This is a genomic window from Bdellovibrio sp. HCB209, from assembly GCF_047306065.1.
Lineage (GTDB): Bacteria > Bdellovibrionota > Bdellovibrionia > Bdellovibrionales > Bdellovibrionaceae > Bdellovibrio.
The window spans coordinates 610,830-630,913 of the sequence record NZ_CP178618.1; the positions used below are offsets into that span (position 1 = coordinate 610,830).

The 20,084-nt window shown below is 45.4% G+C and carries 17 protein-coding genes; 14 read left to right on the forward strand and 3 right to left on the reverse strand.

What is annotated here, in order from left to right:
* Window positions 1-116: 116 nt before the first annotated feature.
* Genes ftsW through murC form a run of 3 tightly spaced genes read left to right on the forward strand, consistent with a single transcriptional unit; the run spans window position 117 to window position 3,701 of the window.
* On the forward strand, window positions 117-1,268 hold the full coding sequence (ftsW, locus tag ACLVWP_RS03005; protein WP_413559994.1) for a putative lipid II flippase FtsW: 1,152 nt from the start codon (window positions 117-119) through the stop codon (window positions 1,266-1,268).
* On the forward strand, window positions 1,261-2,334 hold the full coding sequence (gene murG, locus ACLVWP_RS03010) for an undecaprenyldiphospho-muramoylpentapeptide beta-N-acetylglucosaminyltransferase (protein ID WP_413559996.1): 1,074 nt from the start codon (window positions 1,261-1,263) through the stop codon (window positions 2,332-2,334). Before ftsW ends, murG begins: the two co-directional genes overlap by 8 nt.
* Entirely contained in the window at window positions 2,331-3,701 is a 1,371-nt protein-coding gene (gene murC, locus ACLVWP_RS03015; RefSeq protein WP_413559998.1) for a UDP-N-acetylmuramate--L-alanine ligase, read from the forward strand. Before murG ends, murC begins: the two co-directional genes overlap by 4 nt.
* Window positions 3,702-3,741: 40 nt before the next feature.
* Here murC and ACLVWP_RS03020 read toward each other — a convergent pair whose 3' ends face one another.
* Together ACLVWP_RS03020 and ACLVWP_RS03025 are read right to left on the reverse strand one after the other, a co-directional pair.
* Complete coding sequence (locus ACLVWP_RS03020) at window positions 3,742-4,503, reverse strand: TIGR02147 family protein (protein ID WP_413559999.1); 762 nt, start codon at window positions 4,501-4,503, stop codon at window positions 3,742-3,744.
* Between the two features lie 183 nt (window positions 4,504-4,686).
* A complete protein-coding gene (locus ACLVWP_RS03025; RefSeq protein WP_413560001.1) occupies window positions 4,687-6,216 on the reverse strand; it encodes a methyl-accepting chemotaxis protein in 1,530 nt (509 codons plus the stop codon).
* Window positions 6,217-6,470: 254 nt separating this feature from the next.
* On the opposite strand from ACLVWP_RS03025, the gene ACLVWP_RS03030 reads away from it, so the two are divergent.
* The 7 genes from ACLVWP_RS03030 to ACLVWP_RS03060 all read left to right on the forward strand — a co-directional run bounded on the left by ACLVWP_RS03030 (window position 6,471) and on the right by ACLVWP_RS03060 (window position 14,729).
* The gene (locus tag ACLVWP_RS03030) at window positions 6,471-7,217 is read left to right on the forward strand and encodes a cell division protein FtsQ/DivIB (RefSeq protein WP_413560002.1); all 747 of its coding nucleotides are present in this window, start codon (window positions 6,471-6,473) and stop codon (window positions 7,215-7,217) included.
* Window positions 7,218-7,342: 125 nt separating this feature from the next.
* The gene (ftsA, locus tag ACLVWP_RS03035) at window positions 7,343-8,602 is read left to right on the forward strand and encodes a cell division protein FtsA (protein ID WP_413560003.1); all 1,260 of its coding nucleotides are present in this window, start codon (window positions 7,343-7,345) and stop codon (window positions 8,600-8,602) included.
* Window positions 8,603-8,668: 66 nt separating this feature from the next.
* Window positions 8,669-10,390: a cell division protein FtsZ gene (gene ftsZ / locus ACLVWP_RS03040; RefSeq protein WP_413560005.1), complete on the forward strand. Its 1,722-nt coding sequence runs from the start codon at window positions 8,669-8,671 to the stop codon at window positions 10,388-10,390.
* Window positions 10,391-11,137, forward strand: coding sequence for a UDP-2,3-diacylglucosamine diphosphatase (locus ACLVWP_RS03045; RefSeq protein WP_413560006.1), 747 nt, complete (start codon window positions 10,391-10,393; stop codon window positions 11,135-11,137).
* Between the two features lie 64 nt (window positions 11,138-11,201).
* Window positions 11,202-11,762 (forward strand): hypothetical protein, encoded by a 561-nt coding sequence (locus ACLVWP_RS03050; protein WP_413560007.1) that lies wholly within the window; start codon window positions 11,202-11,204, stop codon window positions 11,760-11,762.
* A 2-nt stretch (window positions 11,763-11,764) separates the two neighbouring features.
* Complete coding sequence (locus tag ACLVWP_RS03055; protein ID WP_413560008.1) at window positions 11,765-13,021, forward strand: metallophosphoesterase; 1,257 nt, start codon at window positions 11,765-11,767, stop codon at window positions 13,019-13,021.
* Window positions 13,022-13,193: 172 nt separating this feature from the next.
* On the forward strand, window positions 13,194-14,729 hold the full coding sequence (locus tag ACLVWP_RS03060) for a hypothetical protein (RefSeq protein ID WP_413560010.1): 1,536 nt from the start codon (window positions 13,194-13,196) through the stop codon (window positions 14,727-14,729).
* On the opposite strand, the gene ACLVWP_RS03065 is transcribed toward ACLVWP_RS03060, so the two are convergent.
* Window positions 14,730-15,488 carry a hypothetical protein gene (locus tag ACLVWP_RS03065; RefSeq protein ID WP_413560011.1) on the reverse strand — a complete coding sequence of 253 codons (759 nt, stop codon included), beginning with the start codon at window positions 15,486-15,488 and terminating at the stop codon, window positions 14,730-14,732.
* Between the two features lie 137 nt (window positions 15,489-15,625).
* Between ACLVWP_RS03065 and ACLVWP_RS03070 the strand changes: the two genes are divergently transcribed.
* From ACLVWP_RS03070 to ACLVWP_RS03085, 4 genes are all read left to right on the forward strand, one after another.
* A complete protein-coding gene (locus tag ACLVWP_RS03070) occupies window positions 15,626-16,174 on the forward strand; it encodes an NUDIX domain-containing protein (RefSeq protein WP_413560012.1) in 549 nt (182 codons plus the stop codon).
* A gap of 17 nt (window positions 16,175-16,191) precedes the next feature.
* A complete protein-coding gene (gene acnA, locus ACLVWP_RS03075; protein ID WP_413560013.1) occupies window positions 16,192-18,870 on the forward strand; it encodes an aconitate hydratase AcnA in 2,679 nt (892 codons plus the stop codon).
* 119 nt (window positions 18,871-18,989) lie between these two features.
* A complete protein-coding gene (locus ACLVWP_RS03080) occupies window positions 18,990-19,463 on the forward strand; it encodes a hypothetical protein (protein WP_413560014.1) in 474 nt (157 codons plus the stop codon).
* 266 nt (window positions 19,464-19,729) lie between these two features.
* Window positions 19,730-20,044 carry a hypothetical protein gene (locus tag ACLVWP_RS03085; protein ID WP_413560015.1) on the forward strand — a complete coding sequence of 105 codons (315 nt, stop codon included), beginning with the start codon at window positions 19,730-19,732 and terminating at the stop codon, window positions 20,042-20,044.
* Window positions 20,045-20,084: the final 40 nt, after the last annotated feature.

Below are 20,084 nucleotides of genomic sequence, written 5' to 3' on the forward strand. Positions count from 1 at the left end.
GGCCCTGGATTTGCCGGGGTCTAGTCTTGTGATTCTGTAGGTACCACTTCTAGACGTACAAATGGACTTCTGATTAAATTAAAGGCTGGTATTATCGGCGCCTTTGGGAGTCCATCATGTTCAGATATTTATCTAGCAGCTTGTTTTTAGCGGTCATCACTTTGCTTGGCATCGGTCTGGTGCAAGTTTACTCTTCCAGTTTTATTTTCGCGATCGAGTCTTATGGTGACGGACTTTTCTTTTTCAAACGCCAGTTGGTTTTTGCATTGATCGCATTCTGCGTTTTGGTTGGAACAATTCACATTCCTTTTAAGTACATTGAAAAGCATGGATGGATGTTGTGGTTTGCAGCTGCCATCGGTGTATTGATGACTTTCGTTCCAGGATTGGGTGTTCGTGTAGGTGGTGCGATTCGTTGGATTCAATTGCCGTTCGGCATTCGTTTTGAACCCGCAGAGCTTTTGAAGATTGCTTTCTCGGTTTGGTTTGCAAGCTTGCTCACTCGTCGTGAAAACATCCTGGGCCATGTGAAGTGGTGGTGGTTGGCTTTGGCGATGATCGTTCCATTGTTCTTGTTATTGCGCCAACCTGACTTCGGAAGTTTTGCGATCATCTTGATGGTGGCCGTGAGTTTGCTGTTCGCTTTCGGTTTGCAGTGGAAATACATCTTCGCTTCCTTGGCAGTTATGATCCCGGCATTTTACATGCTGGTGATGACGGTTCCTTATCGTCGTGCCCGCGTCCTAGCTTTCTTGGATCCTTGGTCTGATCCGGCCCAAAAAGGTTTCCAGGTGATTCAGTCGATGTTGAGCTTCCACTCAGGTGGTTTGACGGGCGCTGGACTTGGACAAGGACAAGGTAAGTTGTTCTTCCTTCCTGAGGCACATACCGATTTCACGTTGGCAGTTTTGGGCGAGGAAATGGGTTTCGTGGGCTTCGTTGCGATCATGGCTCTTTATGGCTTCGTGGTCTTCCGCGGAATTCAAATTGCGATGAAAACCGAAGATGCTTTTAAACGTTCTTTGGCTTTGGGTTTATCGATGACTTTTGGTTTGAGTGTTTTCATCAACGCGGGTGTGGTGATGGGACTTCTTCCAACAAAAGGTCTGACGCTGCCTTTCTTAAGTTACGGTGGTAGTTCTCTTGTCGCTTTGTGTTTTATGTTTGGATTGATTTTGAACATTGAAAATTCCTTTGAAGAGGATAAATTCTCAAAACGTTTCGGATCATCTCGTTGGAACACATCGAAAGTGAAAGCACATGACTAAAAGAACCGTTGTGATCGCAGGCGGTGGCACTGGTGGCCACATTTACCCTGGGATCGCTATTGCCCGCGCTATCCAGAAGTTAGATCCTACAGTTCAGGTTCACTTCGTGGGTACATCGCGCGGGATGGAATCTAAAATTGTCCCTCGCGAGGGATTTCCTCTGCATCTGATCGAATCCGGTCAACTGAACGTCAAAAGCCCCATTCAAAAGCTAAAAACACTTCTGCGCATTCCAGTGGGTTTGTGGCAGTCGTTCCGTTTGTTGATGCAATTAAAGCCCTTGTACGTGATCGGGGTGGGTGGATATGCCTCAGGTCCTTTCGTGTTAGCGGCGAGCATTGTCGGCTTTAATACGGCGATCTGGGAGCCTAACGTGATGCCGGGGATGGCGAATCGTTTCCTGTCCCGTTTCGTAGATAAATGTTTTGTGGTTTTCAATGAGTCACGCAAGCACTTAAAGGGCGACCGTATCGTGCAGGCAGGAATGCCTGTGCGCGAAGAAATTGAAAATGCGGTTCATGCCTCTCACAAAGATGAGAAGTTTCATCTTTTGGCCTTTGGCGGCAGCCAAGGGTCTCGCGTGATCAACAATTGCCTTAGTGACGCGATCATTGGCGGGGGCGAGTGGACGAAGGATTTATCTGTCGTTCATCAGTTGGGGAGTGCGGATTTCCCGACAATCTCTGTCAAATATCAAAATTCTGGCTCTAATGTGGATTTTCATGAGTATATCTTCGATATGCCGAAGTACTACCAATGGGCTGATATAATTGTTAGCCGTGGTGGGGCCAGTTCCATTGCGGAGGCCGCAGCATTTGGTATAATTCCTATTATTGTGCCATTGCCAGGAGCTGCTGATGATCATCAGCAAAAAAATGCCGAGAGCCTTGTTGCCCGAAATGCGGGTCGCATGATTTTGCAGAAAGATTTAACGCCTGAAAGATTGATTTCAGAAGTACAATCTCTTAGACAAGATAAAGCTTTGCGCGAGCAAATGGTTAGGAATATAAAAGACCTTTATGTTCCCCAGGCAGCAACAACCATCGCAAAGGAAATCTTGCAATGAAATTACAACACGCCAAATTCCACTTCGTAGGTGTCGGCGGCATCGGTATGTGTGGACTCGCTGAACTTTTGCACAACATGGGTGCGAAGGTTTCTGGATCTGACATCGCGGACAACGCGAATACAGAGCGTCTGCGCGAAATGGGCGTGAAAGTCTATAAAGGCCACGCGGCCTCTAACGTTGGTGATGCTGACGTGGTGGTTTACTCTTCAGCTATTCAATACGGCAATCCAGAAATCTATGAAGCTCGTGCTCGTCAGATCCCATTGATCCCACGTGCAGAGGCTTTGGCCGAAATCATGCGTTTAAAACGCGGTATCGCTGTGGCAGGAACTCACGGTAAAACGACGACGACTTCAATGACGTCAGCAATTTTCCTTGAGGGAAATTTAAGCCCAACTATCGTGGTGGGTGGTCGTTTTGAATTGATCAAATCCACAGCTCTTTTGGGAGCGGGTGAGTGGTTGGTGGCTGAGGCTGACGAATCGGATGGTAGCTTTAATAAGCTGACTCCTGAAATCGCAATCATCACGAACATCGACTCGGATCACTTGGATCACTACAAAACTTTCGAGAATTTGCAAAAGAACTTCTATGACTTTGCCTTGAAAGTTCCGTTCTATGGAAAAATCATCGCGTGCGGTGATGATCCAATCGTTCGTCAAATTTTTGAAAACTTCCCAAAACGTATTTTGTACTACGGCTTTGATGAAAAGAACGACTTGGTGCTTGCGGGTGAACAAGGAAATTACTCTTTGTACCGCAGCGACCGTTTGCTAGGCACTCGCCACTTGGTGGGTAAATTCAAACTGGGCGTTCCAGGTCGTCACAATGCTTTGAATGCAGTGGCTGCGATCTGCGCAGGTTTGGCTGCTGGTTTGTCTTTTGAAGTGTGCGCAGCGGGTTTGCAACGCTTTGATGGTGTTGACCGTCGCTTCCACTTTAAGGGCGAGAAAAAAGGTATCAGAGTTTACGACGACTACGGTCACCATCCCACAGAGGTGCGTGCGGTTCTTCAAGCTTTCCGCGAGAAGTATCCAAACAACCGCTTGGTGGTGTACTTCCAACCACATCGTTTCTCTCGTACTCAGCATTGCTGGCATGACTTCACGACGGCATTTATGGAAGCTGACCAAATCTTGCTAACAGATATCTATCCAGCAGGCGAGGCACCAATTCCAGGAATCAGTTCTGAAAAGCTGGCTCAGGAAATGAAGCACGAGCATGCGCAATACTTCCTACGCGATGATAAGTCTTCGCAAAAGATCGTATCGATGCTGAAAGACGGCGACATCTTTATCACTCTGGGAGCAGGGGATGGTTGGAAGCTAGGTCTTGATGTTTTGGATAAAATCCAGACGAACTAATTTACAGACATATCGATTGTAAAGCGAAACCCATGTTATTTTAACGTGGGTTTTTTGTTAGAGGAAACAGAGCCAAGGTTACTTGGTACACTTCGTCTGCTTCGTCGTGGTTACTTGCTTGAAGGAATTCGGCCAATTCTTTTTGTATAAGATTTAGCTTCTCTTTAAGTTCGGGAAGGCGTTTCTTACTTACTGCCACTGTTAAAGATCCATTCTGACGAAGTTCCTGAGGAACATCTTCCAGAGCCTCAAGACTTTTACTGATGAGTTTCTTTTGCAGTTGTTTGCGAGCCTCTGTGAAAGCAGTAATACCTGTCAGAGGTGTATCTGTTTTTAGAACTTTTATTTTTCCATCTGCAATTTCAATGCAGCCCAGGCGTTCCAGGCGCGACAGAGTGGCGCGAACTTCTTCCACGTGAATTCCCAATCTGTTGGCGATTTTCACGTGATTTAAATCGAAGTCCTTGGTCGCGACTAGAGCCAGAATAGCGGAGTGATGCCAGTCAGAGAGATGCTCAAACTCATCATCACTCATGGAGGCGAAGCTTGGCATAGACGTCGTGCCTTCAGTAAATAAATTCTGAAGGTCCGTTGGTTTTATTTTTAATATCGGTCCCAGCTTATCAACGAGTTGGGCTGTGACGGGTCTGCTTCCTTTAAGCACTTTGGATAGGAAGGATTGATCAATGCCAAGGCTCTTAGCATAGCTTCTAAGCGAGTAAGTCGGATTGATTTTATTTCTCTCAAGAAACTCACGTTGAAGAACTTCGCGGAATTGTTCTAGGTTTGAGTTCTTAGACATAATTATCTCCTTGGCCTTGTTTTCTTTTGGCTTAGTGCCTCAAGGTGAGGTCAATGTAACGGGTTGCTAGGCGTGACTCTAGCGACCCTTCCTGACGGAGATAGGCAGGTATTTTCGGGTACTTATAGGGGTGGTGGATTATCAGGATATAAAAAAAGCCGGAGTTCATCCGGCTTTTTAATCTTAAGCAGCGTTTTTTCCGGCCATCAGTTTGGTCAGATCTTCGACGACTGTTTTCATAATTTCCGATTGGCTAGTTAGTTCTCCCGAGGCACCAAAACATTGGTGAGCGGCAGCACTATTGGAGATTGTGATCTTCTCCATGTCAGTCAGAGCTTGCTTGATTTGGTTGATACCCAATTCTTGCTCTGCGCTCGCTGTCGAGATTTCAACGTTGAGGCTTGAAAGCTGTTCAATGGCGCCCACGATATCCTTTAAGGACGCTTCGCTAGAACGAACGACTTCATGGCCTTGTTCTACTTTTCTGGCGCTCTCATTAATCAGTGTCGAGATCTCTTTTGCGGAGGTCGCACTTCTTTGTGCAAGACTGCGAACGGCATCAGCAACGACTGCGAATCCCTTACCATGTTCGCCGGCGCGAGCAGCTTCAACTGAAGCATTCAATGCCAGCAAGTTAGTTTGGAAGGCGATATCGTCAATAACTGTGATGATCTCTTCAATCTTTTTAGAGCTTGCAGAGATTTGTTCCATCGATCCAGTCAGCTTACGAACCTCTTGCTCGCCCAGATGCGCTTTTTCGGCGGCTTGATGGGCAAGATGTTTGGCTTCATTCGCATGTTCCGCATTGCGCTTCACCATGCTGGAGATTTCTTCTGTAGATGCAGAAGTTTCTTCGATGGAGGCAGCGGCTTGCGTGGATGAATGCGTTAACGATTGGCTGGAATCCAAGATCTCACCACTCGTTGTTGCTACTTGCGAGCCTGCGGTATTGAGCTTATCAATAGACTCAGCCAAAGACTCTAGAGGTTTGCGCAACAATAGATATGATACAGCTAGAATGATAGCCGAAATCACGGTTGTCCAAATCAAGATAGAACCTGATGCATTTTTCGCAGCAGCGATAACTGGATCGGTTGAAGACTTCACAGCAAAGATACCGTGAATTTTTCCATCGGCCCAGTTTTCCATCGGATAACCTAAGATGTCTTTACCGTTGCCCCAAGGCGATGTCGATGGATGACCATGGCAAAGCAAACAGCCTTGAGCTTTAGACAGGCGAATAGGGCGGTAAACCGCGATCTCGCCATTTTTGTTTTCTACGATTTCTTTTAAATTCGCATCAGCATCAAAACGTTTGATGATCTCTGTTTCAGCTTCCGTCGGTGAGTTGCCTTTGCGACGTGCGTTTTCTGCAAACACGCGGAACGTGTAATTGTCTTTTTCAGCGTTTTCAAATCCCACCTTCATCGATGCGACGATGGGAACTTTGTGCAGGATGCGCTCTTGCATTTCCTTCGGAAGATTTCCGTCTGGATACTTTTCAACCGCATGTTGAATATCTTCGTCAAGACCGCCTTGAGTGGCGATGTAGCCGCGAATAGCTTCAAGGCGAGACAAAATGGCTTGAGATTTCTCCGCAAGTTGGTCTTCACCGCGAGTATAAATTTTCGATGATGAAATAGTGACAGCTGCTAAAGTGCACACCGTACTAGACACAGCTACATTTAAAATAATTCTTGTTCCGAATTTCATGTTTGTAATATCGGCATTGAGGTCACTCACTATATGGATAGAACTTCGTGATTTCGTTAACAAATTTTGACTTCCATTCTTTAGTCCTGTTCGCTGAGTCTCATCTCCCTCTCAGTTGGATTTCAAGGAACTTTGAATTGGAAATTCTGGACCCATTCGTTAGTCGTGTTTTATTTTCTACGACTTAGCAGTGATTACCAGGTCGAGTGAAAGTTGATAATCTGAGGTCAAAGCCAATCTTTTGGAGAGTTCGCGTGAAGAAGTTGCTGTTGAAATTATTTGTAGGTTTCGTCGTTATACCAGCAGCTTTGGTGGGCACTCTTTATTATTTGAATGAGCAAGGTTTTTTCAATATTCAAAAAGTCGAAGTTGTTTTGGAAGATGCTCCTCTGGGGCAAGAGCAATTTTTGAAACCGAATGTTGATACGCTTGAATCTGTTCTGGCTAAGTACAAAGGTGTTTCGCTTTGGAATATCAAACTAAAAAAAGTATCTAAGGAACTTCAACAGCAAGAGTGGATTGAAGGGATGCAGATCTCTCGTTCGTGGCCGACGACTTTGGCTGTTCGTGTGAAGCCTTACGAAGTGAAGCTTCTATATATGGCTAAGGGTGGAAAACTTTTGCCCATCATTAAGAATGGTGAGTTCCTAGATTCTATCGAAGCAAAGACAGCACCTGATGTTGCGATTTTAGATGGCGATGCTTTTTCTAAGAAAAAAGAGCTGCGCAAGAAAGCTGTAGATGTGATCGAGCAAATTCCTGCACAAGGATCCTTCAGCAGAAAAACAATTTCTGAAGTTCGTTATGATAATAAAGAAGGCTTTTGGATGACTTTGATTAAGACCGGCACGCAAGTGAAAATCGGTGAAGATCAAGTGGCACTAAAGGCTGCGCGTGTTTCTCGTGTCGTCGATTATCTCGAAACCAAGCAGTTTGACGCTCGCGTCATAGACGCTGACCTGTCAAAGAAAGTCCTTGTCAGGTTGCGTAAGGATCCCTAAGCTTAAGTCTGGAAGACCATCTAAAGTCGAGCTCGCGTTCGGCTCAAATCGAATAAAATGATTTTGTTCGGCGGTCTCTCAAAAAAAAGACGCTCAAATAGGGTGTCATATACGAGGACTTAGGGATGAGTACATCAAAACCGAAAGCTCCGGTATTGGCTGGTTTAGATATTGGTTCGACCAAGGTTTGTTTCGTCATCGGAACCGTCAATCCCGAAGGAAAAATCGAAGTCGCAGGAGTAGGCACTGCTCCTAATACAGGCATCCGCCAGGGTGTTGTCGTTAATATTGAAGCGACAACTGATTCAATTAAAAAAGCAAAAGAAGAAGCAGAGTTGATGTCTGGTTACAGCGTCGGCGAAGTATGGGTTGGCGTTTCCGGCACTCATATCTCTTCATTTGATTCTAAAGGTATGGTCGCAATCAAAAATCGTGAAGTAACACCTTCCGAAATTGATCGCGTGATCGAAGCTGCGAAAGCAGTAGCGGTTCCAACAGATCGTACTGTTTTGCACATCCTTCCAAGAGAATTCAAAGTCGACGGTCAAGACGGCATCACTGATCCAGTGGGCATGTCTGGTATCCGTTTGGAAGCGAATGTACATATCGTAACTGGCAGTCAGTCCGCGATTCAAAACACAGTTAAATGTGTTGAAAAAGCAGGCTTGAAAATCGCAGGTTTGGTGTTGAGCCAGCTAGCGTCTGCAACAGCAGTTATCTCTAATGATGAAAAAAATCTGGGCGTAGTTGTTGTCGATATGGGCGGCGGTACTTGTAATAACTTGTACTTCGTTAACGGCAGCGTAGCTCATTCTTCTATTATTCCAGTAGGTGGTTCGCACTTTACTCATGACGTAGCTGTGGGTCTTAGAACTCCACAGTTCGCAGCGGAAATCTTGAAAAAGAAATACGGTTGCGCAATGGCGTCCATGGTGAATGACAACGAAACTATCGAAGTTGAAGGTGTAGGCGGTCGTAAAGCTCGCGTGATCCCTCGTAAGGATCTTGCAGATGTGATCGAAGCCCGCGCCGAAGAAACATTGAATCTAATCGCTAACGATATTCGTATGAGCGGTGTGATGCCAATGTTGGGTTCAGGTATCGTTCTTACTGGCGGCGCAAGTCAGTTGGATGGCCTGATCGAAATGGGTGAGTTTATTTTTGATATTCCGGTTCGCAGAGGGGCACCTTTGGAAATCGGTGGTCTGACTGATGTGGTGAAATCTGGTGAGTTCTCTGCAGCGGTTGGATTGTTACAGTATGGTTTGTCACAACGTAAAGATTTGTTGATGGGCCAGCATGCGCAAGAACTTGAGATCAATATCGGCGAGTCGATCAACGGCTTGACGAAACGTCTTAAGGAAATGTTCGAAAAAGTATTTTAGTTTTTAAATTTACTCGGTGGGGGCTGGAGGCCTCTGAATCTTTTAAGCATCGTCGGGAGGGACAACATGTTTGAATTAGAAGAAAATATCAATATCGGTGCGAATATTAAAGTCGTTGGTGTTGGTGGTGGCGGTAGCAACGCGGTATCAACAATGATCGCTTCTGATATGGGTGGCGTTGAATTCATCGTAGCAAATACAGATATCCAAGCTTTGAACTCACACAAAGCATCTAACAAAATTCAATTGGGTATTGATTTGACTAAGGGTCTTGGCGCTGGTGCAAATCCAGACGTTGGCCGTCGCGCAGCGATCGAATCGTACAATGAAATCGTAGAAAAATTGGAAGGTTCTGACATGGTATTCGTTACTGCTGGTATGGGCGGTGGTACGGGTACTGGTGGTGCTCCAATCGTAGCGAAAATCGCTCGCGAGTTGGGTGCTCTAACTATCGGTGTTGTAACTAAACCATTCATGTTCGAAGGTAAAAAACGCTCTAAGCACGCTGAGGCTGGTCTTCAAGAGCTTAAAGACAATGTTGATACATTGATCGTTATCCCGAACCAAAAACTTTTGACTATCGCAGCTGAAAAAACTCCTCTATTGGATACTTTCAAAAAAGCTGACGAAGTTCTTTTGCAAGCGGTTAAAGGTATCTCTGATTTGATCAACATCCGTGGTTTGATCAACTTGGACTTCGCAGATATCCGTACTGTTATGTCTTCTAAAGGTATCGCGATCATGGGTACTGGTTCTGCTAAAGGTGAAAACCGCGCAGTAGAAGCAGCAACTGCAGCGATCTCTTCTCCACTTCTTGAAAATGTTAAAATCGACGGTGCAACTGGTATCATCGTTAACATCACAGGTGGTTCTGAGCTTTCATTGTACGAAGTGAATGAAGCTACAACTTTGATCACTGAAGCAGCTCACGAAGACGCAGAAATCATCTTCGGTGCAGTTATCGATGAAAACATGGGCGAAGAAGTTCGCGTAACTGTTATCGCTACTGGTTTCGATTCTCACGATGTGAAACTTGTGAACGATATGGCTCAAGTAAATCAAATGCAGAATTTCTTGAACCAACAAACTGCGCAATTCGGTATGAACAACAACATGGGCATGGGTATGCAAATGCCACAAATGCCAAACATGAATGGCATGCCGCAAATGCCTCAGTTCCAAATGCCGCAAATGCCGAACATTCCGCAAATGCCAGTAATGCCAACTATGCCAGCGATGCCTCAGCAAGCAACGCCGGTTGAACTGCCGCCAATCGCGACAGTGCAGTCCCAAGTGATGAACTACACTTACCAACAGCAAGTGGAAGTTCCGGTCACTCCGGGGTTACCCCAGCAACCGGTAATTGAAACTGTAACAGTTCCGCCAGTTGCTCAAGTTACTCCGCAAGTTGCTCAACAAGCAGCTCAGTCTGTGGCAGCACAAGTGCCTCCACAAGCTCAGCCGCAAATGATGCAACAAGCTCCGGTTCAGCAACCGGTTCAACCAACTCCAGCAGAGATGGCAACACCAATCCAACCACAAGTTGAAGGTGTTTCTCCTCGTGACTTGTTGTTGGCTAAGGCTCGCGCTTTCAAAGAAAGCCAAGACCTTAAAAACCGTCATGCAAATCCAGAGCAATTGTCTATGAACGTAGACCATGAACAACAATCTTTGGAAGAAGCTCGTCGTATGGCACGTGAAGTGTTGAGCTCTCCATTCTCGTCTCAAAACTTGGAAGTACCTGCATTCATCCGCAAGAAACAAGGTTTTGATTTGAAACAAGACTAAGTGGAAGCCTGGTTTATATCAGACATTCACTTAAAATCCGCTGAAGAGCGCAACGGGCAAATCCTGTTGCGCTTTTTGCGTTCTTTGCGTCAGGGAAATCCTTCGCAAGTTCACCTTTTCATGTTGGGTGATATCTTTGATCTTTGGATCGGTGGCTCTGAGTTCTTTGCCAGAAAATTCCAACCATTAATGGATGCTCTGAAAGACCTGAGAGATGCTGGTGCACGCATCACGTATATTGAAGGTAATCACGATGTTCACGTCGAGGGTTACTTTCAAAAAAAACTGGGTGTCGAAGTCTTTGTCGAAGCTCAGTACTATCAAATTGATAATCTCAAGGTGCGTGTCGAGCACGGAGATTTGATCAATCTGAATGACATCAAATACTTGAAATACCGCTCCATCATTCGCAATCCATTTGTAAAGCCCCTGAAGGATTTCTTTCCGGGAAGCTTTTGGAATTATATTGGCAATCGTGCCAGTAAAAAAAGCCGCGAACGCAGCGGTGATTACCGCGTTCGTAACGAAGAACAACTGGTGACGATGATTCGTGGCCACGTTGATCGTGCCTATGACGAAGGACCCTTCGATGTGATTATCTCGGGACATATGCATGTTTTTGATGACCACATGGTTTCTACTCACGGGCGTGATGTTCGTTCCGTGAATTTGGGGTCTTGGTTTGAAGAGCATGTCAGAGTGTTTCGCATCAAAGATGGTCATTGCGATTGGGTCACGATTTCCTGACAGAGGGAGCATTGACCTAGCTCGTCTTCACTCTTAAAGTTTCCTCTTAATGGAGGAAATCCCAATGCGTTTTCTATTAATCGTTCTTGCCTCATTGTCTTTTGTGGCTTGTTCAACAAATCGTAATAAAGCAGAAAAAGTCGATACAAAGCTTGAGAATGCTGCGCCTGTTGGTAGCGGTAATATCGGTATCAAAGATGGCGATATGGTTTATCAGCGTAAAGTTCAAATGAATGAACAACTTCGTACTTTAGAAAACGAAGTGTACGACCTGGAAGCTCGCGTATTCGGTGGTCCTCGCTATCTAGATAACCGCGGTATGTACGGTGTGCTTCGCGATTGCCGCATCCAAATGGGCGAAACAGAAAATAACGGTGATGGAAAAATGCGTTGGACGGAAGCTCGTACTTACGTCACTTCAGAGGAAGATTTTTCTAAAATTGGTGTCGAGAACAAAAAAGACATCGTCGGTGTTACCGAAGAAGGCCTTCGTGATCGTATCGATCGTTTCAAAGGTTACAAAGACACTTTGATCAAACGTCAGGATGAGTACGAAACGAAAGTGAAAATGTGTGAGCTTGAGTTGAAACAACAAAAAGCGAAAAACAAAGTTGAGGGGAACTAGAGATGCATTTGTTAAAAAATTCCGCCATTGTTGGTTTACTATTCTTGGCGGCTTGTGCGCATAAAGCACAGGATCGCGCGGAAAATTTAACGTATGTGGGCTTGGCTGATGCGAACACGTCTTTCGTTAGAACTATCGCTCCTAAAGATGGCAAATGTCAGGATGCGCATGTCTCTAATGGTAAAGAGACGACAATTCTGACGTTGCAGCCAAATAAATTTGATACGGCTACGGTCTGTGAAGCGACTCTTCCCGAGGATGCAAAAACAGTTGTGGTGGGTGAACGCCAAATTGCAATTCCTGAAACTCCAAAACGTATTATCATTTTTGGTGATACGGGTTGCCGTTTGAAAGGCAATTACTTCCAAGACTGCAATAATCCTCAAGAGTGGCCCTTTGCACGTATCGTAAAAGCTATCGATAAAGAGAGTGCTGATCTGATCGTTCACGTGGGTGATTACCACTACCGTGAAACTTGCACAGATCCAGTAAAGTGCGCTCCGTTCAAAGATACTTTGGGGTATGGCTATCGCCCTTGGGAAGCTGACTTCATCTCTCCAGCGGCTTCCTTGTTGCAAACAAAGCCGTTTATTTTCGTACGTGGAAATCATGAAGACTGTGCTCGTGCGCACGAAGGCTTCAGCCGCATGTTGACACCGTTGGGAGAGAGCTCTTGCCCACAGTTTCAAAACACTCGCTACACAAGCTTCGGCAATTTGTTGATCGTAAACTTCGATAACGCGACTTTGTCAGATCAAAAGCTAGATCCTAAAGGTCCGGAGATGGCAGTGTGGAGAGCGCACTATCGCAAGATGCTAGCGACTTTGAAAGAGCGCCCAGAAACTGAAGTATGGTTGATCACGCACAGACCTATTTGGGGATTGTCACCAAATTGGAATGGCCCAGCTGCGGTTTTGCCTGTGAACTTGAACATGCAAACTTTGACCAAGGAAATGCCACTTCCAAAAAAAGTAAAAATGGTATTTGCGGGTCACATTCATAACACGCAGATTTCAACGGCAGCGAATCGCCCAGTTCATGTGGTGATCGGTGAGGGTGGAACGGCTCTGGATTACTATGATGCTGCCACTCGTAAGTTGATCCCAGCAGGCTTTAATATCCTTCCTTCCAACCACGGTTACATGGTGTTGGAAAAAGACGGCGAAGGTAAATGGGTCGGAACGGTGAAAGGTTACGACGGGCAAACGAACTTTGTCTGTGGCCTTGAGGCTCCGGGCACTCCTTGTAACCCCAAATAGCTTCCTAAAAGCCCCCTCCGAAGGGGGCTTTTTTTATTCCCTGTCAGCCCTTTTGCGGTTCCGCTGTCGAAACTCTTTACATTCATCGACTCCATAGACAATTAATTCTATCTGATCCCGGCACTATAGTTGCTCTCTCCAGGTCGGATTCTTACGTCTATTGGGAGTACGTATGTTGAAGGCCGTGTTCTTTACATTGTTGATGTCTATATCGCTGGTGACCTCAGCGGCATTCGCTACGGCTCCTTCCTGCTCCTCGGTCTTTGCACAAAGCCCTTTTAAAGAAAGCAATGGCAAGCCCATCCCTGAGGGTAAAGACCTCGTTATCGCCCTGAAAGAGCAAAAGGAATCGCAAAAAGTATCGCGCTTTATGATGGATGATTTTAAGCGCCAGTCAGAGGCTTTTAAAAAGCAAAATAAAGGCAAAGTGATTGAGCTTGATTTCCTGTGCGTGGGTGCGGGGCCTCAGTGTGCGGCGGCTTCTTTGGTATTGGGACGTACGAATGCTAAATCTTTGGTCGTAGAAAAAACGGACTATGTCGCTAAGACCTTTGCGGAAAAAGATTTCTATATCAACAGCGTAGAGGCTTCTAATATCTCTATGCACGATTTCCCAGGCGGCTTTGGCAGCATGGCGAACATGACTTCCAGTGTGTATGCTCACTCTTCTCAGCTAGCAGCGCATATTCAAGCTCAGCAGTATGTATCGGGCGTGCCTGTTTTGCTTGGCACTCGCGTGGTCTCTGTGGAAAAAGGCCCAGGTTCTGAGCTTTTGATTACGACAGATAATGGCATCACGATTCGCGCTAAGAATCTTTTGTTAGGTACTGGTTTGGGTGAAATCGGAACGAAGGTTAAAGACGTTGAATATCAAAAAGCCTTTGCCTCTTTCCACGCCGAAGCGACAGTAGAAGCCGGTTTGAAGCCGATCATGAGCACCGATAGTTTTTTGGTAGCAATCAAGCAAGCTCGTGAACAAAAAATGGGTGTGCAGTTGCCACGTGATGTGATCTTGATCGGTAATGGTGATGGATCACGTATTGCGATTGAAGCTTACTCTGATAAGAACGTAAAAATGCCTAGAGGCTTTAAGACTCACTGGGTGGGCAATAACTTTAAAACCGCTCAAGAATATATCGAGTCCCAAGGTGGTTGGGATCGTTACTTGCCTAAGATCGTTCCGCAATATGAAAAGAATCGTATCGAAGGCGTCCCAGGCTACGTTGAAAAAGTCGAGCAGCTTGCGAACGGGCGTTTCCGCGTGACCTCTAAAGATAAAGAAGGCGTGGTTCGCACAGCCGAAGGTGACATGATCGTTGATTCGACAGGATACACGAGCTTGAACGCGGAATTATTGCGCACTCTTTTGCAAGCACCAGAGATGATCGATGTCTTGGGACCTCTTAAAGAGTTGAATTTGACGGAAACTGTATTGGCTCGTCAATATCGTGAAGCCAATGGGAGTTCAGTTCCGGTGTACGCTCTAGGACCCGCAGCGGGATTATTGGCGAAAGAGAGTGAGTTGACGTACTCTCCGAATAAAAATCCTGTAGCGATTTTTAATACCGCAGCCAGAACGTCGCAGTTTATTTCGATGTTGATGGGGGTTGAGCCCTTAGAAAGCAAAAGGGGAGCCCGTGATGAGCGCCCCTCTGTGAAATCAGCGAAGGTCATTATCGCTGAGCTTAAAAAAGCGAAGATCAAATAATTAGAAATTCATCGTGTAGCCGATGAGGCCTTGAATACCTGACATTGTCGTTCTTAAGTCAGTATAGTTGTGTTCAACCTCTTGGCTGCCACCGCACTGAGTGATTCCATCAATTGCAGTACCAGAACAGTTACCACCGCTTGTCGTATTTCTTTCGATTGGTAAATAGCGAGCATTGCCTTCGACTGTTAAGCAGTGTGATTCCGTAAAGCAAAAATCCACGCCCATGCCGACGATGGCACCGAATGCAGAACCATCAAATTTCAAATCATTAGGTCCGGCTTTGATTTCACCTTTAAGTAGTCCGTAGCCGACGCCACCTTGAAGGAAGAAGTGGATAAAGGCATTTTCCAGAGGGTAAAGGCGCATCATCGGAAATACTGTGAAACCATCTAATTTATAATCATAATCACCGCCAGTTCCAGATCCTGTCTGTGATTGCATGAAGTAACCTGGTCTCAAAACGAAGGCATAGTCAGTACCGCCAAAACGGTAAGCCCAAGTTCCCGCAATTTCGTAGGCAGAGCCAAGATTTTTTGTGTTGGCACCGTTTGCTGTGTTGTTCGCATCGATAACAGAGTTCATATCATTCTGACCTGCCGTCACCACAGAGAACGCCAAACCAAATGAAGAAACACCACTGATCGCATTACGGCTCAAGCCACGAGGTGCTGGTGCTGCATTTGCGGTTTGAATCAAAAACAAAGTGGCGATGAGCGTGGATGCGGAAAATAAGCCCGCTCTTCTAAAGAACTGCATAGATCCTCCTGATCATAATGCTTACGAATTACATGCACTTATAAGAATGGAAGAATCCGAAAACAGCGGCAAGCTTGTTTATTTTTCTTTGGACAAAGGCCGTGACTGACTTAAGTCGAGCATGTCATCCTGTTTGAATGAAACATCTCGAAGAAAAAACGATCTCATCAAGACAAGTGTTTAAAGGACGATTCCTGAAAATTGAGCAGGATCAAGTTCAAGCACCCAACGGAAAAATCTATCATCGCGAATACATTCTACATCCAGGGGCGGCGATGATGATTCCGCTACTTCCGAATGGCAATGTCGTGATGGTTCACCAGTATCGTCACGCCGTAAAACAAGTGATGTTGGAATTTCCCGCTGGAAAACGTGACCGCGGTGAAGACAGCTTGGTCACAGCAAAACGTGAGCTTAGTGAAGAAACGGGTTACATCGCGAACGATTGGAAGTTTCTTACAGCCATTCATCCAGTTATTGGATACTCGAACGAGCAAATCGATTTGTATCTCGCAAAAGACCTCAGCAAAACTCAGCAACAGCTTGATGAGGGTGAATTTCTCGAGGTAATTGAGATCGCTCCTCAAGAACTCATGTCGCTTATTCAGCAGGGTAAAGTAACCGATGTGAAAACCCAGATAGGTGCCTTTTGGCTTGATAAAATCCTCCGCGGGGAGTGGAATTAAAGGCACAGGAGTCTCTCATGTTAGTACAGTCAAAAGACAGCTTTAAAACAAAAGACAAACTTAAAGTCGGTGCGAAGGAATACACCATCTTCAATCAAAAGAAGATTTCGCATCCAAACCTCAAACGTCTTCCAAACTCTCTCAAAGTGTTGTTGGAAAATCTTCTTCGTCACGAAGACGGTCTTCACGTCACTAAGGAAGACATTGATTCTCTACTTAGCCTTAACAAAGAATCTCTTTCTCGAGAAATTTCTTTTTTTCCTGCACGCGTGTTGATGCAAGACTTTACGGGTGTTCCCGCAGTCGTTGACTTGGCAGCAATGCGCGATGCTATGAAATCTTTGGGTGGCGATCCAACGAAAATCAATCCTCTGGTTCCAGTGGATTTGGTGATCGATCACTCGGTGATGGTGGACTCCTTTGGTAATCCTTCGAGCTTTCAAGAAAACGTGAATATGGAATTCCAACGTAATCACGAGCGCTATGTTTTCCTTAAATGGGGACAGCGTGCATTTCATAACTTCCGCGTGGTTCCTCCGGGCACAGGTATTTGCCATCAGGTGAATCTGGAAGCTTTGGCGAAATCTATCTGGAATGCAAAAGGCCACCATGGCGAATACGCATTCCCAGATACGTTGGTGGGAACTGATTCCCATACAACAATGGTAAATGGTTTGGCAGCTCTTGGTTGGGGTGTCGGTGGTATCGAGGCTGAGGCCGTGATGCTTGGACAACCTCTTTCCATGTTGATTCCTGAAGTGATTGGCTTCCGTTTGGAAGGCAAACTTAAAGAGGGCACAACAGCGACGGACTTGGTTCTAACAGTGACTCAAATGCTTCGTAAAAAAGGCGTTGTGGGTAAATTCGTTGAGTTCTACGGCCCTGGTTTGGAAGGCATGTCCCTTGCGGACCGTGCAACGATCGCGAACATGGCGCCAGAGTATGGTGCAACCTGTGGTTTCTTCCCAATCGATGAAGAGACAATGAAATACCTAAGAGTTTCAGGTCGTGATCCTGAAACAATCGCACTTGTGGAAGCTTATGCTAAAGAGACTGGCATGTGGCGCACGAATGACGACGAGAATTTCTTTTTCCACGATACATTGAAATTGAACATGGCTGATGTGGTTCCATCGTTGGCTGGTCCTAAGCGTCCTCAAGACCGTGTCTTGTTGGATAAAGCGGCAAGTGATTTTACGGCGCAGCTTACTTCTGGATTTAGCATCGGTGCTGATCATGTAGCAAAAGACAAACATCATGCTGCGGTTGAGGGTGAAAACTACAGCCTAGGTCACGGTGATGTTGTGATCGCAGCGATCACAAGCTGTACGAATACTTCAAATCCATCAGTGATGATGGGTGCGGGATTGGTTGCAAAAAAAGCTGTGGAAAAAGGTTTGAAAGTTAAACCTTGGGTGAAAACATCTTTGGCTCCGGGATCTCAGGTCGTAACTGATTATCTTGAAACTGCGGGCTTGCAAAAGTACTTGGATCATTTGGGCTTCAACCTTGTGGGTTATGGTTGCACGACTTGTATCGGTAACTCAGGTCCACTTCCAGAACATATCGGTCACGCGGTGGAAAAAGGCAACTTGGTAGTAGCCTCTGTTCTTTCGGGAAATCGTAACTTTGAAGGTCGTATCAATCCTCACGTGAAAGCGAACTACTTGGCGTCGCCAATGTTGGTTGTGGCTTATGCTTTGGCAGGAACGATGCAACTAGATATCGCTAAAGATCCGATTGGCGAGGACGCTCACGGTAAACCAGTTTATCTGGATGATATTTGGCCAACGAACCAAGAGATCTACGATATCGTTAATAAAACTGTTGAAACTAAAATGTTTAGAAATCGCTATGACAATGTGTTTGATGGAACTGAAGATTGGAAGAAAATCCAAACGACGTCTTCACAAACATATTCATGGGATGACAGTACATATATCAAAAATCCACCATACTTCGTCGGCATGCAAAAAACGCCAAAAGGACTGTCTTCAGTTTCTGGCGCTCGCGTCCTAGCGATTTTGGGTGATTCGATTACGACGGACCATATCTCTCCAGCGGGCAGTATTAAAAAAGATTCTCCAGCGGGCAGATACTTGATCAGCAAAGGCGTGCAACCTGTCGACTTCAACTCTTACGGTTCACGCCGTGGTAATGATGATGTGATGGTGCGTGGTACTTTCGCAAATATCCGTATCAAGAATGAAATGCTTCAAGGTGTTGAAGGCGGTATGACGAAGTACGTGCCGACAGGCGAACAGATGGCGATCTTTGATGCTTCGGTAAAATACCAAGCTGATAAGACTCCGCTAGTTGTAGTTGCTGGTAAAGAATACGGTACAGGTTCTTCCCGTGACTGGGCAGCCAAAGGTACTACGCTTTTGGGTATCCGTGCAGTTATCGCTGAAAGCTTCGAGCGTATTCACAGATCTAACTTAGTAGGTATGGGTGTTCTGCCATTGCAATTCCATCCTGGTATGGACCGCAAAACATTGCAGTTGGACGGAACAGAAGTCCTCGACATCATGGGAATCGAGACGATGAAGCCACAACAAGATATCGTGGTTCGCATCACTCGTTCGAATGGTAAAGTTGAGGAGATTAAAGTGAAGTCTCGTGTCGATACAGCTGTTGAGATCGAATATCTTAAAAATGGCGGTATCTTGCACTACGTCCTTAGAAAGCTCATGTAGTTTACAGATTGTGTAAATATTCTGGACAGGGGTTTGAAGAAATATTCATCCCTGTCTAGAAATCATTTTGTGAGGGATGTGGTTATCGGGGACAATAAAGTTGTAGACGGAGTTACAGCTTGAAAGCAGTTTGGATCTTCATAACAACATTCGCAGTATCACTACCATCCCTGGCAAAAATGCCGTTGCGTGAATTGGATAGTCTAAAACAAATCGTGATCGTCGCCCGAGTGGCTATCAATGATCCGAGTCATCCCGCGATTAAAAAGTGCAATATCAAAACCGAAGGTCTTGAAGAGAAGCTTCAACAGGCCAAAGACAACGCCAAGAAAAGCTGGAGCAAGCAAACGATCGCTAAAGCGGATCTTCCAGTCTTAACCAAGGCGATTCACAACTGTGCTTCGCGTGTTACCTGTGAAGTGTATGATAGCTTTGTGACATCTGTTAAGATCGCACCGGCGATTGCTTCGCAAGTCGAACCTCTTAAGATTGATCTCGATAAAAATCTGCAAGATCTAAAGCCCGAAGCCTACAAAACAGCTATGAAATCTGTGGGCAACCCTTGTGCGCTTTTGAAAGCAATCAGTAAGTAAGTCCTGCATAAACAGTTGGATGTTTTAAATTCGCATTTATTTGAGTTATACTCAAAACATGCCAGCACGTAATCGACCAGGAAAATTTGAAATTTGGTTTATGATGGGCGCTTTTCTTTCGAGCTGTTACTGTGGCTTTATGTTCTTTTGGAGTGTCATCGATAAATTTGATTCGACCGCGACCTTTTACGGTATTGGAGTCATGATTTCCTCGTACATCGGGGTAAAGATTGGTGGACCTAAACGAACTAGGGTAGATTAAGACTATGAAAACTGAACGCCAAATTTTCGTACGTGAGTTCCTTTGGACGATTGTTCTTATCATCCTAAATCCCTTCAATTTGATCGCGCTTTACAGCCGCTATACTGGAAAAGTATTCGTGGGGATTCCGAACACTTTGCATGCGCACTCACCCGAAGACATTTTTAAAGTCTTAGTTCTGCCGACACTGATTTATGCATTGGTTTGGGTGCTATTAAAGAAATGGCAACGCTGGAGCTATTGGAACCTTTATTTCTTTTCGTTCCTCGGCTCAATCATCATTTTTTACGTTCTATTTAATTTCGTATTTAAATCTTAGAAAAGATCGAGCGCATTTATAAAATGCGCTCGTTATCGAT